This window comes from Crenobacter oryzisoli, from assembly GCF_030385785.1.
GTDB classification, from domain to species: Bacteria; Pseudomonadota; Gammaproteobacteria; order Burkholderiales; family Chromobacteriaceae; genus Crenobacter_A; species Crenobacter_A oryzisoli.
Genome location: NZ_JAUEDK010000026.1, coordinates 1 through 13,549, shown reverse-complemented (window position 1 = coordinate 13,549; position 13,549 = coordinate 1). Strand labels below are relative to the sequence as shown.

14 protein-coding genes and 1 pseudogene are annotated in these 13,549 nt (G+C 64.0%); 3 read left to right on the top strand and 12 right to left on the bottom strand.

The genetic code is table 11. The annotated features are described in order from the left end of the window. Positions 1-12 precede the first annotated feature (12 nt). A complete protein-coding gene (locus QU481_RS14480; RefSeq protein WP_289830746.1) occupies positions 13-1,008 on the bottom strand; it encodes a bile acid:sodium symporter family protein in 996 nt (331 codons plus the stop codon). Between the two features lie 119 nt (positions 1,009-1,127). Between QU481_RS14480 and QU481_RS14475 the strand changes: the two genes are divergently transcribed. Beyond that, positions 1,128-2,048 (top strand): LysR family transcriptional regulator, encoded by a 921-nt coding sequence (locus tag QU481_RS14475; RefSeq protein ID WP_289830745.1) that lies wholly within the window; start codon positions 1,128-1,130, stop codon positions 2,046-2,048. A 778-nt stretch (positions 2,049-2,826) separates the two neighbouring features. Here the strand turns inward: QU481_RS14475 and QU481_RS14470 are convergent. The 10 genes and pseudogenes from QU481_RS14470 to QU481_RS23890 all read right to left on the bottom strand — a co-directional run. Next, complete coding sequence (locus tag QU481_RS14470) at positions 2,827-3,789, bottom strand: PLP-dependent cysteine synthase family protein (RefSeq protein ID WP_289830744.1); 963 nt, start codon at positions 3,787-3,789, stop codon at positions 2,827-2,829. Then, positions 3,764-4,930, bottom strand: coding sequence for a molybdopterin-synthase adenylyltransferase MoeB (gene moeB / locus QU481_RS14465; RefSeq protein WP_289830743.1), 1,167 nt, complete (start codon positions 4,928-4,930; stop codon positions 3,764-3,766). Before moeB ends, QU481_RS14470 begins: the two co-directional genes overlap by 26 nt. Further along, positions 4,914-5,213, bottom strand: a complete 300-nt coding sequence (locus tag QU481_RS14460) for a MoaD/ThiS family protein (protein ID WP_289830742.1) — start codon at positions 5,211-5,213, stop codon at positions 4,914-4,916. The genes moeB and QU481_RS14460 overlap by 17 nt, the downstream gene beginning before the upstream one ends. Continuing rightward, complete coding sequence (locus tag QU481_RS14455; RefSeq protein WP_289830741.1) at positions 5,210-5,629, bottom strand: M67 family metallopeptidase; 420 nt, start codon at positions 5,627-5,629, stop codon at positions 5,210-5,212. Before QU481_RS14455 ends, QU481_RS14460 begins: the two co-directional genes overlap by 4 nt. 287 nt (positions 5,630-5,916) lie before the next feature. Then, positions 5,917-6,750: a taurine dioxygenase gene (gene tauD, locus QU481_RS14450; RefSeq protein WP_289830740.1), complete on the bottom strand. Its 834-nt coding sequence runs from the start codon at positions 6,748-6,750 to the stop codon at positions 5,917-5,919. A gap of 198 nt (positions 6,751-6,948) precedes the next feature. Then, a complete protein-coding gene (gene tauC / locus QU481_RS14445) occupies positions 6,949-7,791 on the bottom strand; it encodes a taurine ABC transporter permease TauC (protein WP_289830739.1) in 843 nt (280 codons plus the stop codon). Beyond that, positions 7,778-8,575, bottom strand: coding sequence for a taurine ABC transporter ATP-binding protein (locus QU481_RS14440; RefSeq protein ID WP_289830738.1), 798 nt, complete (start codon positions 8,573-8,575; stop codon positions 7,778-7,780). The genes tauC and QU481_RS14440 overlap by 14 nt, the downstream gene beginning before the upstream one ends. Positions 8,576-8,587: 12 nt before the next feature. Beyond that, positions 8,588-9,598 carry a taurine ABC transporter substrate-binding protein gene (tauA, locus tag QU481_RS14435; RefSeq protein WP_289830737.1) on the bottom strand — a complete coding sequence of 337 codons (1,011 nt, stop codon included), beginning with the start codon at positions 9,596-9,598 and terminating at the stop codon, positions 8,588-8,590. Between the two features lie 232 nt (positions 9,599-9,830). Continuing rightward, positions 9,831-10,157: a LysR substrate-binding domain-containing protein gene (locus QU481_RS14430; RefSeq protein ID WP_289830736.1), complete on the bottom strand. Its 327-nt coding sequence runs from the start codon at positions 10,155-10,157 to the stop codon at positions 9,831-9,833. Positions 10,158-10,243: 86 nt separating this feature from the next. Then, a pseudogene (locus QU481_RS23890) lies at positions 10,244-10,645 on the bottom strand (LysR family transcriptional regulator); the annotation flags it as partial. Positions 10,646-10,782: 137 nt separating this feature from the next. Between QU481_RS23890 and QU481_RS14425 the strand changes: the two are divergent. Both QU481_RS14425 and QU481_RS14420 read left to right on the top strand, forming a co-directional pair. Then, positions 10,783-11,349, top strand: coding sequence for an EamA family transporter (locus QU481_RS14425; protein WP_289830735.1), 567 nt, complete (start codon positions 10,783-10,785; stop codon positions 11,347-11,349). Further along, positions 11,346-11,699: an EamA family transporter gene (locus QU481_RS14420; protein ID WP_289830734.1), complete on the top strand. Its 354-nt coding sequence runs from the start codon at positions 11,346-11,348 to the stop codon at positions 11,697-11,699. The genes QU481_RS14425 and QU481_RS14420 overlap by 4 nt, the downstream gene beginning before the upstream one ends. A 425-nt stretch (positions 11,700-12,124) precedes the next feature. Here the strand turns inward: QU481_RS14420 and QU481_RS14415 are convergent, their stop codons facing one another. After that, positions 12,125-13,432 carry a hypothetical protein gene (locus QU481_RS14415; RefSeq protein WP_289830733.1) on the bottom strand — a complete coding sequence of 436 codons (1,308 nt, stop codon included), beginning with the start codon at positions 13,430-13,432 and terminating at the stop codon, positions 12,125-12,127. Positions 13,433-13,549 lie beyond the last annotated feature (117 nt).

Genomic DNA, 13,549 nt, shown 5'->3' with positions numbered 1-13,549 from the left:
GTTTCAAATCGACTAACTAGCGGTCTGCTCCACCGCCGCCGCTTCCTCGTGCCGACGGCGGTAGCGCTGCGCCAGCACCGCGCACACCATCAGCTGCACCTGGTGGAACAGCATCAGCGGCAACACGATCGCCCCGACCGCATGGCCGGCGAATAGCACATTGGCCATCGGCACGCCGCTCGCCAGGCTCTTCTTCGAGCCGCAGAACACGATGGTGATCTCGTCTTCCTTATCGAAGCCGAGCTTGCGCGCCGCCGTGCGGGTGGCAAACAGCGCCAGCGCCAGCAACACACCGTTGACCACCAACAGGCCCGCCAGTGCCGCTAGTGGGGTCTTGTGCCACAGTCCCTGGATCACCGCCTCGCTGAACGCGGTGTACACCACCAAAAGGATCGAGCCCTGGTCAACGACGCGCAGTAGTGCCTTGTTGCGCTCCACCCAGCCACCGATCCAGCGACGCGCCACCTGGCCGGCCAGGAACGGCAGCAATAGCTGCACCATGATGTCGATGATCGAGTGCCACGAAGTGGTGCCACCACCGTGCGACACCACCAGTACGCTGACCAACAGCGGGGTCAGGAAAATGCCGATCAGGCTGGACGCCGAGGCGCTGCACACCGCTGCCGGAACATTGCCGCGCGCCATCGAGGTGAACGCGATCGACGACTGCACCGTCGACGGCAGCGTGCACAGGAACAGCACGCCCAGATACAGGTCTGGCGTCACCAGCGGCGACAGGATGGGTTTCAACGCGAAGCCCAGCACAGGGAACAACACAAAGGTGCTGACGAACACCAACAGGTGCAGCCGCCAGTGCGTCGCGCCGGCGATCACCGCCTCGCGCGACAGCTTGGCGCCGTGCAGGAAGAACAGCAGCGCGATCGCCGCATAGGTCACCTTGCCGAATACCACGGCGGTCTGGCCCTCACAGGGCAGGAAGGTGGCCAGCAGCACGGTGGTGATCAGCGCCAGCGTGAAGTTGTCGGGAAGGAAACGAGGTCGTGCCACGGGGTGCTCCTGAATCGTCGTTGCGAGAGCCTGCGGCCCTCTATTCATGGTCGTTATTTTCGCGGCGAGCCGATATAGAATTCAAATGGATTTATCTGATCAATTCATTCAATAACTGCATGAATATCTCGCTACGCCAACTCCGCACCTTTCTCGCCGTGGCCAAGCACCACAGTTTCAGCCGTGCCGGCGACGCGATCGGCCTGTCGCAACCGGCGGTCAGCCACGCGCTGCGCGAGCTGGAGAGCGAGCTGGGCTTGAAGCTGTTCGACCGCACCACCCGCGAGGTGGCGCTGACCGAGGCCGGGCACGGCCTGGCCGGCTCGCTGGAGCGGCTGCTCGACGAGCTGGAAGCCTGCCTCACCGAAACCCGCCAGCTCGGCGAAACGCGTCAGGGCCGGGTGCGCGTGGCGGCCAGCCCGACCATCTCGGCCAACCTGATGCCCGCCTGCATCGCCCGCACCGCCGAGCGCTATCCCAAGCTGTCGCTGATGCTGCGCGACCAGGTGCAGCAGCTGGTGCTGGCCAGCGTGCGCAACGGCGAGGTGGACTTCGGCGTGATCATCGACCCACTCGGCGCCGACGACCTGGTCTGCGAGACCATCCTGCAGGAGCCGTTTTGTCTCGTCTGCCGCGCCGACCACCGCTTCGCCGCCGCCGACAGCGTAGCCTGGACCGACCTTGCCAGCGAGCCCTTGGTGCTGCTCGACTACGCCTCGGGCAGCCGTCCGCTGATCGACCGCGCGTTGGCCGAACGGGGCGTGAAGGCACAAGTGGTGCAGGAGCTCGGCCACTCCACCACTGTCTACCGCATGGTCGAGGCCGGCATCGGTATCAGCGTGCTACCCACCCTGGCCCTGCCGCTGCCCGAGGCCAGCGACCTGGTGGTACGCCCGCTTACCCCCAGCGTCGAGCGCTCGCTGATGCTGGTGCGGCGCAAGAACCGCTCGCTGTCGCCGTTGGCCGAAACCGTGTGGGCACTGATCCGCGACGTCGCAGCCGAGTTTTCGGCCAACCGCAGCTGGCCACTGGCTGGCTGAGTTCTCCTCCCTGCCCTGCCTGGACTGATGCATCGACATCGATATAGACAAGTAGCCCCATCGAGACCGGCCTCCAGCGAATCACGAAGCGGCAGAGCACGGAACAGATCACCATCGCGGACCTGACGGGGCTGGCGATTCAGAATGGGCAGATTGCCAAGAGTGTGGTGATGGTGGGGTGAATGCCAGTGTGAGGAAAGCGGCCTTCGGGCCGCTTTTGCATTGCCCCCGTAGGACGGGTGAAGGCACTGGAGCCACAACCCATCGATAAAAGCGAGACGATGAGTTGCGCCGCCGCTCCACCATCCTACGAGTTGATGGCGAAACGGCAGCACAGCTCGCACCGATTGGCGCCTTCCTGGCTGGCCAACAAGACGAATTCAGTTCATAGGCTCATGTTGTCTCTGGTGCCCCGAGGCAGGGTTCATCTGCGAAGCAGGGTTCGCAGCAGTGTCAACCATGTCCCTGGTCTGTACACGAGACAAAAGAAAGTACCCCGCCCCGTTGTGCGGGACCGGCACTGCAACAAACCTCACTAAGAGCCTGTTTACGATGTGCTGCACTCGGGTGATCCTGCGTTGAAATGACGCTCAACATGCTCATGTACTTCATGTACATTCCGTTTTTTCGCGTCATTTCGCCTTGGCTGACCCTTCGTTCGCAAGATCGTAAACAGGCTCTAAGGTTGGCCCAAGGGAAAGAATGTGGATTGCCAACAGAGCGAGATTGACAAAACGACAGCCTTCGCAGCTTCCCCTACCGTTAGGCGCGCAGCACCCTATGTATCCGCCCCCCACATCCCCGTCGACACATACCGCTCCCCCGTGTCGTTCAGAAACGTGACGATGCACCGATAATGCCCGCTCGCTGCCACCCTCAGCGCCGCATGCACGAAAGCCCCTGACGACGGACCAACGAACAGGCCCAACGTCGCCAGCCGCCGACACATCGCCACCGCCTGCTCCGAGCTGACACCGATCCGCTCGTTGATCAGCGTCGCGTCGAGCAGCGCCGGCACGATGTCGCCCGGCGCGCCGAACGGCTTCAGCCCCTCGATGCCAGGAAAGGTTTCGGGAATCACCACCGCGATGTGAATATTGGGATTGGCAAGGCACAGACGCCGGCCGCAACCAGTCAGCGTGCCTCCGGTGCCGATGCCGGCCACCAGCGTATCCGGCGCCGGCAGGCCACGCTCGTGCAGTTGGGTGAGGATTTCCTCGGCGGTACCCACGAAGTGTGATCGCCAGTTGTCGGCATTAGCGTACTGGTCGCAGTGCCAGTAGCGCTCCGGCTCCCGTTCGGCCAGGGTATGCGCCTCGCGCAGCGCGAAGTCGTAGCCCTCGATCGGGTCGGTGACCACCAGCTCGGCACCGTAGGCACGCATCCGCTCCAGCCGCTCGCGGCTGGCATTGCCCGGCACCACGATGGTGACGCCGATGCCCAGCGCAGCGCCGAGCATCGCATAGGCGATGCCGGCATTGCCGGACGAGGAGTCGAGCAGGTGCCTGCCGTCGGCGAACACACCAGCCCGCCAAGCTTCAACCAGCATCCGCGCTACCGGCCGGTCCTTGATCGAGCCGCTCGGATTGAGGCTCTCAAGCTTGGCAAACAGCCGCACGCCCGGCGCTACCTCGGCGGCGAATGGAATCTCCACCAGCGGCGTCTGGCCGATTGCGCCGACCAGTGCCCGTGCGGCATCGGGCAGTTCCGCCGGCTCACCCTGCATGGCAGAATTGCTCATAATCGATGTAACCAGGGAAGGCTCGCCCCGGCGCGCAATACGGGCAGTCGGAGTTTGGCTGCAGCTCCAGTTCGCGAAACTCGGCCTTCAGCGCGTCATAACACAGCAGGCGTCCGACCAGCGGATCGCCCACGCCCAGCAGCAGCTTGAGCGTCTCCACCGCCTCTAGCAGACCGATCACCCCCGGCAGTACGCCGAGCACGCCCGCCTCCATGCAGGACGGTGCGAATTCGGCCGGCGGCGGCTCAGGGTACAGGCAGCGGTAGCATGGCCCGCGCCGCTTGGCGTAGCCGGGCCAGAACACGCTCGCCTGCCCCTCGAAGCGGTACACCGAGCCATGCACATTCGGGATGCCCAGCTTCACGCAGGCATCGTTGACGAGATAGCGGGTCGGGAAGTTGTCCGAGCCGTCCACCACCACGTCATAGCCGGCGAAGATCTCCTCCACGTTGGCGCTGGACAGTCGGGTCTCGTAGGTGTCGACCTTCACCGCCGGGTTGAGTGCCTCGATGGTCTGCCGGGCCGAACGTACCTTGGGCATGCCGAGTTTGGCCTCGCTGTGCAGGATCTGCCGCTGCAGATTGCTGCGGTCGACCACATCGTCGTCGACGAAACCGAGCGTGCCGACGCCGGCCGCAGCGAGATAGAACGCCGCCGGACTACCCAGCCCGCCGGCGCCGATCAGCAGCACCTTGGACGCCATCAGTTTCGCCTGCCCTTCCTCGCCCACCTCGGGTATGGTCAGGTGGCGTGCATAGCGCTGCCGCGCCAGGCCGTCCAGCTGCGACGGTTGCTCAAACGGCAGGCCCTCGGCCTTCCAGCGCGAAAAGCCGCCCATCATCGAGAACAGCGTGCTGTACCCCATCCGCGCCAAGCTATCAGCGGCGAACAGCGAACGCGTGCCGCCATTGCACATCAGCACCACCGGCTGGTCGAAATCGGGAATCGCATCCTCGACGCGCAGCTCCAGAAAGCCACGCCCCAGCCGCAGCGCACCAGGCGGGCTGCCTTGGGCAATCTCGTCCGCCTCGCGCACGTCGATTAGCACTGCGCCCTGCTGCTGCAGCCGCTGCGCTTCGGTCGGACTGATCTCGGCAATGCGGGCGCGCAGTGCCACAAGCTCCCTATCCTTCGCCTTCATCGCAGCCTCCCGCGACGGCCGGCACGATCGCGATCACGTCGCCAGCCTGAAGCGTGGTGCCCAGGCCCTGCAGGGTGCGCAGGTCGGCCTTGCCGACGAAGATATTCACAAACTGGCGCGGCTTGCCGTCGAGGTCGAGGATGCGTTCGCCTAGGCCCTCGTGCAACAGCGCCAAAGTGGTCAGTGCCTGCCCCACCGTGTCGGCCTCGAGCGTCACCTCATCAGCACCGTTCGTATAACTACGCAATGGGGTCGGAATGCGAATCACCACCGTCGCACTCATGATGCCATCTCCTCTTCCACAAACGCCTCCCCGTCCAGCCGCCACGACGTCACCGCCGCCACCCCGCCAGCCTCGACCGACAAGATCAGGTAGGACCAGTTGGGCCACGCCGCCGCTCGGTCGGTCTCGCTCGGTCGCGCCGGATGGTTGGGATGGGTGTGCCAGATGCCGACGATCTCCTGCCCCGCGTCTCGCGCCGCCAGCTCGGCGGTCAGGTAATCGGCCGGGTCCAGCTCGTAGCGGTCGTGGGCGCGTTCCCGGTTCAGGTTGCGTGCTTGGCGCATCGCCACGACGTGATGGACCGAGCCCTCGCGCCGCCCGATCAGCAGTCCGCAAGCCTCGTATGGGTAACCCTGCCGTGCCGCTGTACGCAAGGCGTCGAAGATGTCGGGGGGAAGATGCAGGACAGCGCTCACGGCCGGCCTCCAGCAGCGGGTCGAGCGGCGATCGCCGCCCTATTAGCCAGTATAGAAACTGCGTAGAGCCTGGCCGGTCAGGCGACGGGCGCAGCAACGCCCCGCAGCCATGTGGCCAGCGGGGCGCCGAAGTCCGCTAGCGCGTCAGAACCTGTTTACGATCTCGCGAACGAAGGGCCAGACAATGCAAAATGAGGCAAAACAGCGGAATGTACAGGGAGTACATGAGCATGTTGAGCCTCATTTCAACGCAGGATCACCCGAGTGCAGCAGATCGTGACGGACTCTCAGAACGGCTTGTCGCCGAGAATCGTCGCGCGGTGCATGATGCGCCGCGCCGGCAGATAGTCGGCCACCGCATAGTGCTGGGTAATGCGGTTGTCCCAAAATGCCAAGTCATACTGCTTCCAGCGCCAGCGAATGGTGAACTCCGGCCGCGCCGCGTGGGTGAACAGGAAAGCGAGCAGCGCGTCGCTTTCTTTCTGGCTCAGCTCGCGGATACGCGAGGTGAAGCCCTCGTTGACGAACAGACCCTTTCGGCCGCTAACCGGGTGGGTGCGCACCACCGGGTGCACCACGGTCGGATGGTCATCGCGCGCCTTCTTCCAACGCTCATAATGGTCGGTGCCCTTGAAGCGCCATTCCTGGAAGGACTTGGTGAACTCATGCTCGGCGGTCAGCCCATCCAGCAGCGTCTTGAAGGCCGGCGACAGCGCATCGTAGGCGGCGGCGCTGCTACTCCACAGCGTGTCACCACCGACCGGCGGCAACTCGCGCGCCGACAGGATCGCCCCCAGCGGCGGGGTGTCGATGAAGGTGACGTCGGTGTGCCAGTTGTCATTGTCCGGCAGGTTGTCGGCATGGGTGTCGAGCACCATGATCTCCGGCTGCTCCGGCACGTTCGGGTAGACCGGGTGCACGTGCAGGTCGCCGAAACGAGCGGCAAAGTCGCGCTGCTGACGCGGCGTAAGCGGCTGGTTCTCGAAGAACAGAATCTGATAGTCGAGCAGCGCCTGCTGCAGTTGGCCGAACACGGCGTTATCCAGTTTGGAGGTCAAGTCGACACCCTGCACCAGGGCGCCGAGCGCCGGGCTCAGCGGTTGGAAATGCAATTGCGACACGGGTATTCCTTTTTCTTTTCGGACGTGGCGGCCACATAAGGCCACCATCAATCAGAGCCGCTGACAAAGCCCAGCGTAGCGGTTCCGGCTAGGCGCGCTGCCGCAGAAAACGAGGCGTAGCCGAAGTTTCTGCGTAGCTACAGTACAAGTGGTACGGCAAGGCAGCGCAACAACGCCGGAAGGGCTTTGTCAGTGGCGTTAGTGCGCCCAGCCGGCGTAGCGTCGCTCCAGATAACGGATCGACAACTCCAGCACCAGCGCAATGACCGCGATCACCAGGATGCCGGCGATCACCACGTCAGTGACCAGGAACTGCGACGCCGACTGCACCATGAAACCCAGGCCACGCTGCGCCGCGATCAGCTCGGCGGCCACCAACGTCGACCAGCCCACCCCCAGCGCGATGCGCAGGCCGGTCAAGATATCCGGCAAGGCGCTCGGCAGGATCACGTGGCGCACCAGCTGCCAGCGGCAGGCACCCAGGCTGCGCGCGGCCAGCACCCGGCTCTGCTCCACCCGGCGCACCCCGCTGCCGGTGGCCAGTACCAGCGGAGCGAATATCGCCAGATAGATCAGCAGTACCTTCGACACCTCGCCGATGCCGAACCAGATCACGATCAGCGGCAGGTAGGCCAAAGGCGGCACCGGGCGGTAGAACTCGATCAAAGGGTCGACTGCGCTGCTTACGGTACGGTTGAGTCCAATCAGCACCCCCAGCGGCACCGCCGTCAGCAACGCGGCCAGCACGGCCAGACTGACGCGCAGCAGGCTCGCCTCGGTGTGCTGCCACAGCGTGGCGTCCATGAAACCGGTGGTGGCGATCTCGACCAGTTTCGTCAGCACCTGCTGCGGTGCGGGCAGGAACAGCGATGACACCACGCCGAAGCCGCTGACCAGCTCCCACAGCGTCAACAGGCCCAGCACCGTCACCAGCTTCGGCAGGCGTGCCCGCCAGGCGGATGGGGCGCGGTAGCGCACCGGCTCGGGGCGGCCGGACTGCAGCGCCACCTCTTCGGCGACGCTCAACTCAATGGGCGGCATGTTCGATCTCCTCGTCGTACGCGAAGTGCGCGTTCAGGATGTCCTCGCGGGCACGGACGAAGTCCGGGTCGGCCTTGATCGAGCGGGCGCTCTCGCCGGCCGCGTAACGGCGGGCGAAGCCCGGCTGCAGCCGCCGCACGATGCGGCCCGGGCGCGGCGACAGGATCACCAGCTCGGTGGCGAGGAACAGTGCCTCCTCGATGCTGTGGGTGATCAGGAAGATGCCGGTGCCGGTGCCGCGCCAGATGTCGAGGATCAGGCTCTGGATGCGCTCGCGGGTCAGCGCGTCCAGCGCGCCGAGCGGCTCGTCCATCAAGAGGAAGTCCGGGCGGTTGGCCAGCGCGCGCGCCAGGCCCAGGCGCTGGCGCATGCCGCCGGACAGCTCACCGATGCGATGGTCCTCGAAGCCCGCCAGACCCACCTGGCGCATCAGCGCCTCGGCGCGCTCGCGCCGCTCGCTACGGCCAACCTTCTGCAAGGTCAGGCCGAAGGCGACGTTGTCGGCGGCGGACAGCCACGGCATCAGCGCGTCGTCCTGGAACACCACGCCGCGATCGGCGCCCGGCCCGGTGATGGTCGCGCCGTCCAGCGTCACGCGACCGGCATCGGGGCGCTGGAAGCCGGCCATCAGCCCGAGCAGGGTCGACTTGCCGCAACCGGAGGCGCCCAGCGCCACGACGACATCACCGCTGGCGATCTCCAGCGACACCTTGTCCAGTGCATGCACGACGCCACGCGGGGTCGGATAATGCACCGAAACGTTATCGACGCTCAGACGGGCCATGGTCGCCTCCCCTTACTTGCCGGCCGCCTGGCGCACGAAGCTCGCCTCGACGAAACCGCTGTAGCTCGGCAGCACGCTGTCGACCTTCTTCTGTTCTTTCAGAAATTCGGCGGTGTTCTGCAGCGCCTTGGCGGTGCCGCCACCGAGCAGGCTGCTAGACAGCTGTTCCTGGCCTACCGGGAAGCGGCTGCCGGCGAGCAAGCCCGGGATCTCTTTCGGATCGGCGCCAGTCAGGCGGGCGATCTTGGCCACCTGCGGCGACTGAGCGTTCCAGGCCGACGGGTTCTTGCGGTAGTCGGCGAACGTCTGCAGCGTCACCTGGGAGAACTTGGCGACCACATCCGGGTTCTTGGCGGCAAAGTCCTTGTTCACCACCCAGGCCTCGAAGGTCGGCGCGCCCCACTTGCCCACTTCGGTGGAAGTCACCAGGGTCTTGCCGCTTTCCTTGGCCTTGCTCAGCGCGGGGTCCCACACATAGGCGGCGTCGATGTCGCCGCGCTGCCAGGCGGCGGTGATCTCGCTCGGGCGCAGGTTGACGATGTTGACCTTGGCCGGGTCGATCTTCCAGTGCTTCAGTGCGGCCAGCAGGCTGTAATGAGTGGTAGACACGAACGGCACGGCCACCTTCTTGCCGACCAGGTCCTGCGGGGTCTTGATGCCGCTGCCGTTGCGCGCCACCAGCGCCTCGGAGCTGCCGATCTCGGCGACGATCAGGAAGGTCTTGATCGGCAGCTGGCGGGTAGTGGCGGCGGCCAGCGGGCTGGAGCCAAGGTCGGCGATCTGCACGCTGCCCGAGGCCAGCGCGGCGATCACCTCGGCGCCGCTCTCGAATTTCTTCCACTGAAGTGGCTTGCCGATGGCCTTTTCGTACAGGCCGTCGGCCTGGGCGACCTTCGACGGGTCTACTCCGGTCTGGTAGCCGATCACGATCGGGCTGTCTGCGGCCTGGGCGAGGCCAGGCGCGACCCAACCGGTGGCGGTGGCAATGGCGATGGCAATCAGGTGGCGGCGAGTAGTCTGCATGGTCAGCTCCTGCATCAATGAGAGGAATGAAGCTGACTATACCCAGTTCACTTAATAATCAAAAGTAATCTAAAATTATTTTTTAATAGCCAAATAATAGTTAAAAGAAAATTATCATGGCTCCTGAAAAATGTAGTTGGGCTGTAGGAAATAAAGTTGAGCTAGCCAAGTTCTCCTCCATCCTGCCATCGCACCGCCCATTCAAAACAATCAAAAGACTTTTAACAAAATCTTACATAATAATCCGCTTGAGTGTGCGAATGATCTGCTCATACATCGCATCAACGGCGGGTGAGCTCACGGAGTTTTTGCTGCGCACAATGGCGACCTCAAGGTCGGGTAAGTCTGGCAGCCCGTGCCGCGCATCCAGTACCTTGAGATTGGGAGACAGGCTGCAGCGCATCAGCACGGCCACGGCCATGCCGCTTTCTGTCGCCGCCAACTGCCCCGCAACGTTGGGGCTGTGATAAACGATACGGTATTTGCGCTGCTGAGCCGAAATCGCGGCGAGCACTTCCCTACGGACACGGCTGCCCAGCTCGTGCACGGCGATCGGCAAAGGATCGCGCCGTCAGGCCTCATGCTATTCTGCCCCACCCACACCACCCCTTCGCGGAACAACACTTCCCCTCGGTTCGGATGGTCACGCGTCACCACCGCCAAGTCGGGTTCGCCTCGCTCAACCTTCGGGATCAGCGCGGTGGACTGTTCGCACACCAAGGTGATCTCGACGCTCGAATAACGGTTGGCAAACGTGCGCAATACTGCCGTGAGGTAAGCCATGGCGTAATCATCCGGGACGCCCAGACTGATCCGCTTGGAAATGTCCGGCCCCTGGATCGCGGCCAGCGCCTCGGCGTGCACCCCGAGCAAGCGGCGCGCACAGCACAACAACTCGGAGCCGGCGGGAGTCAGCAACATGTGGCGTGAACCTCGCAAAATCAGGGGCCGCCCCACGACCTCTTCCAGCTTCTTGAACTGCATGCTGACGGCCGATTGCGACCGGTGCACTTGCTTTGTCGCCGCCGTCAACGATCCGGAATCCACCACAGAGACAAAGGCGCGTAGCCAGTCGAGTTGAAGGTTTTTTCGACTGCATGGCTCAGTACTTATTCGAAAATCGAATGTTATCCAACATATAAATTCGCTTTCCAGCAGAAATCAACCCTCGCACAATTTCTGCCATGAAAACTGACATCCCCCTTTCCGTAACCACTAACGCCGAGACGCATCAGTCCCAGGCTGAGCAGCGTGGCACAGCCTTGATGGTGATGGGCGGACTCATCCTCGGCACCATAGGTATCTTTGTCGAAGAGGCCGCCCAGAGCCCGGTCACAACCGTCCTGTTCCGTTGCTTGTTTGGCGGTCTAGCCTTGCTACTCTGGGGCCTGGCCAACCGGCGTTTACCCGAGTTAAGGCTGAGGGGTCGCGCGCTGCTCGGCGCGATCGGCGCCGGCCTGCTGATGGCGACGAACTGGGGGTTGTTCTTCGCGGCTATTCCTCGCTCCTCGATTGGTGTGGCCACGGTAATCTTCCATATCCAGCCGTTCTGGGTGATGGCGATGGGGGCGTGGTGGTTGCGGGAAAAGGTGTCGGTGCAACGGGCCGTTGCTGCGGTATTGCCTTACTGGGTTTGGTGCTTGCGACAGGGCTGTTGGATGGCGGCAGGCTGCAACCCATTACGCATGACTATGTGGTGGGCATTGCGATGTGCGTTATCGGTTCGCTGGCCTACGCCGGCGTCACCATGATCGCCAAGGTCATGTCCTCGGTCAGTTCGTTTGCGCTCGCCTGGTGGCAATGCGCGGTTGGTGTGATGCTCACCGCTTGGTGGCCCTTCGTCTATGGCTGGCCGAGCACAGAGTCGGCTTGGGCTTGGCTCGCCGGACTCGGCATCATCCATACCGGCCTCGCCTACGCCGTGTTGTACGCAGGCATGAGCCGCTTACGGACCAGTCGCATTGCTCTCTTGCAGTTTGTATATCCGGTCACCGCGATTTTGGTCGATTGGGCCGTGTACGGGCATGCATTGAGCGTTATACAAGTGGCAGGGGTACTGCTCATGGCCTTTACTCTGTGGTCGGTGAGACGATCTGAGTAAGAAGGCAATGTTCACTTCTAAGCTCCCATCCCTTAGCGTTCAGCGGAGCCCAATAGGATCCAAGATCAGAAGGTAACGGCCCGTTGTGGCAGCTTGTTTGCAAGTGCCGTCACTACCTCGTTGAACGGGCATCTTGCCAACAAGGTTTGTAGCTCGCGGAAGTACGGATCAGACTGCCTTCACCGCATCGCCGCTCGGGCGCCATGTGTCGCGTTCGTGCCGCCCTGTCCCGAACGACGAAGGGGGGTCTCGGAACGGGCCAGTCTTGTGCCAGTCTTGGGTGGGACAATGAGTAGGCAGCGGAAACGGGCGAGCGAGACCGGGTGGCCACAGTCCCGGAGGCCCGTCTGCCTACTACTCGCCTGGAACGGTGTCACTCATGATGGCCGTTCCCTACTACGGGTCATCCCCGCCGGGTACTACCGTCAGCCAGCTGACCCGCCCTGTGACTGCTCCTGGTGCAGCTGGAAATATTCCTCCAGTTCATCCATCAACTGCGCGGGATGCGGCAAGACCGCCTTGTGCGGGTGCCCCTTGAGCGCGTCCTTGATCGCCGGGCTGCAGGTCTCTTCCAGCCCGAGGACGATATCATGCTTGTCCTTGATGGCGCGGACTTTCCCAAAACGCGCATCGGCGCCGAGAAACAGCAAATCGTAGCGCGCGCCGAAACGTTCGCGGAGGGCCTGTTCCTGCTCGGCGGGCACGCCGATCAACAGGGCGCGCAATTTGCGCGGGCCGGCCATGGTCGTCTGCGGGTTGCCTTTGCGCTCGGCCTGGCTGGCGGGGGGCTGCTTGCCGACCTTGCCACGCCCTTGGCCGGGCGGGGTGGGACGCTCCGCCGCAGGCGCGACGTTGCCCGGCGTTGACCGCCCCGTCACCGGCGGGCGCTCACGGTGTGGCGCCGCTACCGGCGCCGTGAACGCGGTGCTGAGCTGCTGGGTCATGGCGTCCAGCCGGGCGCGGATGACGTCGATCTGGGCGCACAATTCCTGGGTGGCCTGTTCCAGCGGGGCCATCTGATTCGCGACGAAAGTGCCCAGTTTCTGCGCGACCTGTAACAGCAAGAGGTCGGAGAACTGGTCGACTGCCGACGTGAGGGCATCGTGCACTGCCGGTGGGGTACTCGGGGCCACCTCGTGCGCCAGCGTCTCCGGCGTAGCGAGCGGTGCACTATTGGTCGGTGCGGCGTCGGCCGGAGTGAACGGGACGTCCGCATCGAGTGCTAGGTCCTGAACGGGGACCGGTGTCGATGAGGCGGATCGGGACGGTTCCGCCCTGCCCTCACGCGCGGCGTCGGCCTCCGGTGTGGAGTAAGGCAGGGATTGTTGGGGAGGTGTTTCGCTCGCGGTGGCCTCCGCGAGGGGGCGGCGACCGCGACGGCGCGTTGCCTCCGGCGCCACCGTCGTCTCTTGGCGCAGTGGGGGCACGACCTCCGTGACCGGGATCTCCTGTTGCACCGGTTGGTCGGTTGGCGGGGTGGTCAGGATCTCCGCCTGGCTAGCCGGGATGGGGGTCGCCTCCTGAGGCGCCAGCGCGGCGGGAGTTAACTTCGCCACCAAGGCGGCCGAGCGGGGAATCGGTTTATCCGCCAGATCATTGGCTTTGTCGGTCCGAATGTACACCTTGCGGTTGCGGCCGCCTTTCGCGCCTGGCGCCGGCGGGGCCGCTTGGCTGGTCACGTAGCCTTTTTGGACGAAGTCGACCAGCAAGCGCGAAGTGTAGTCCGGATTCACACCATATTCGCTCGCCAGAACTTGACGGATTTGCGACCCTTCCAGCCCCCGCTCTTGGCCGAGTCCGATGAGTTCAAGGAGTTGCCAACGGGAAATGGTTTTATGTGGTTGATTGCG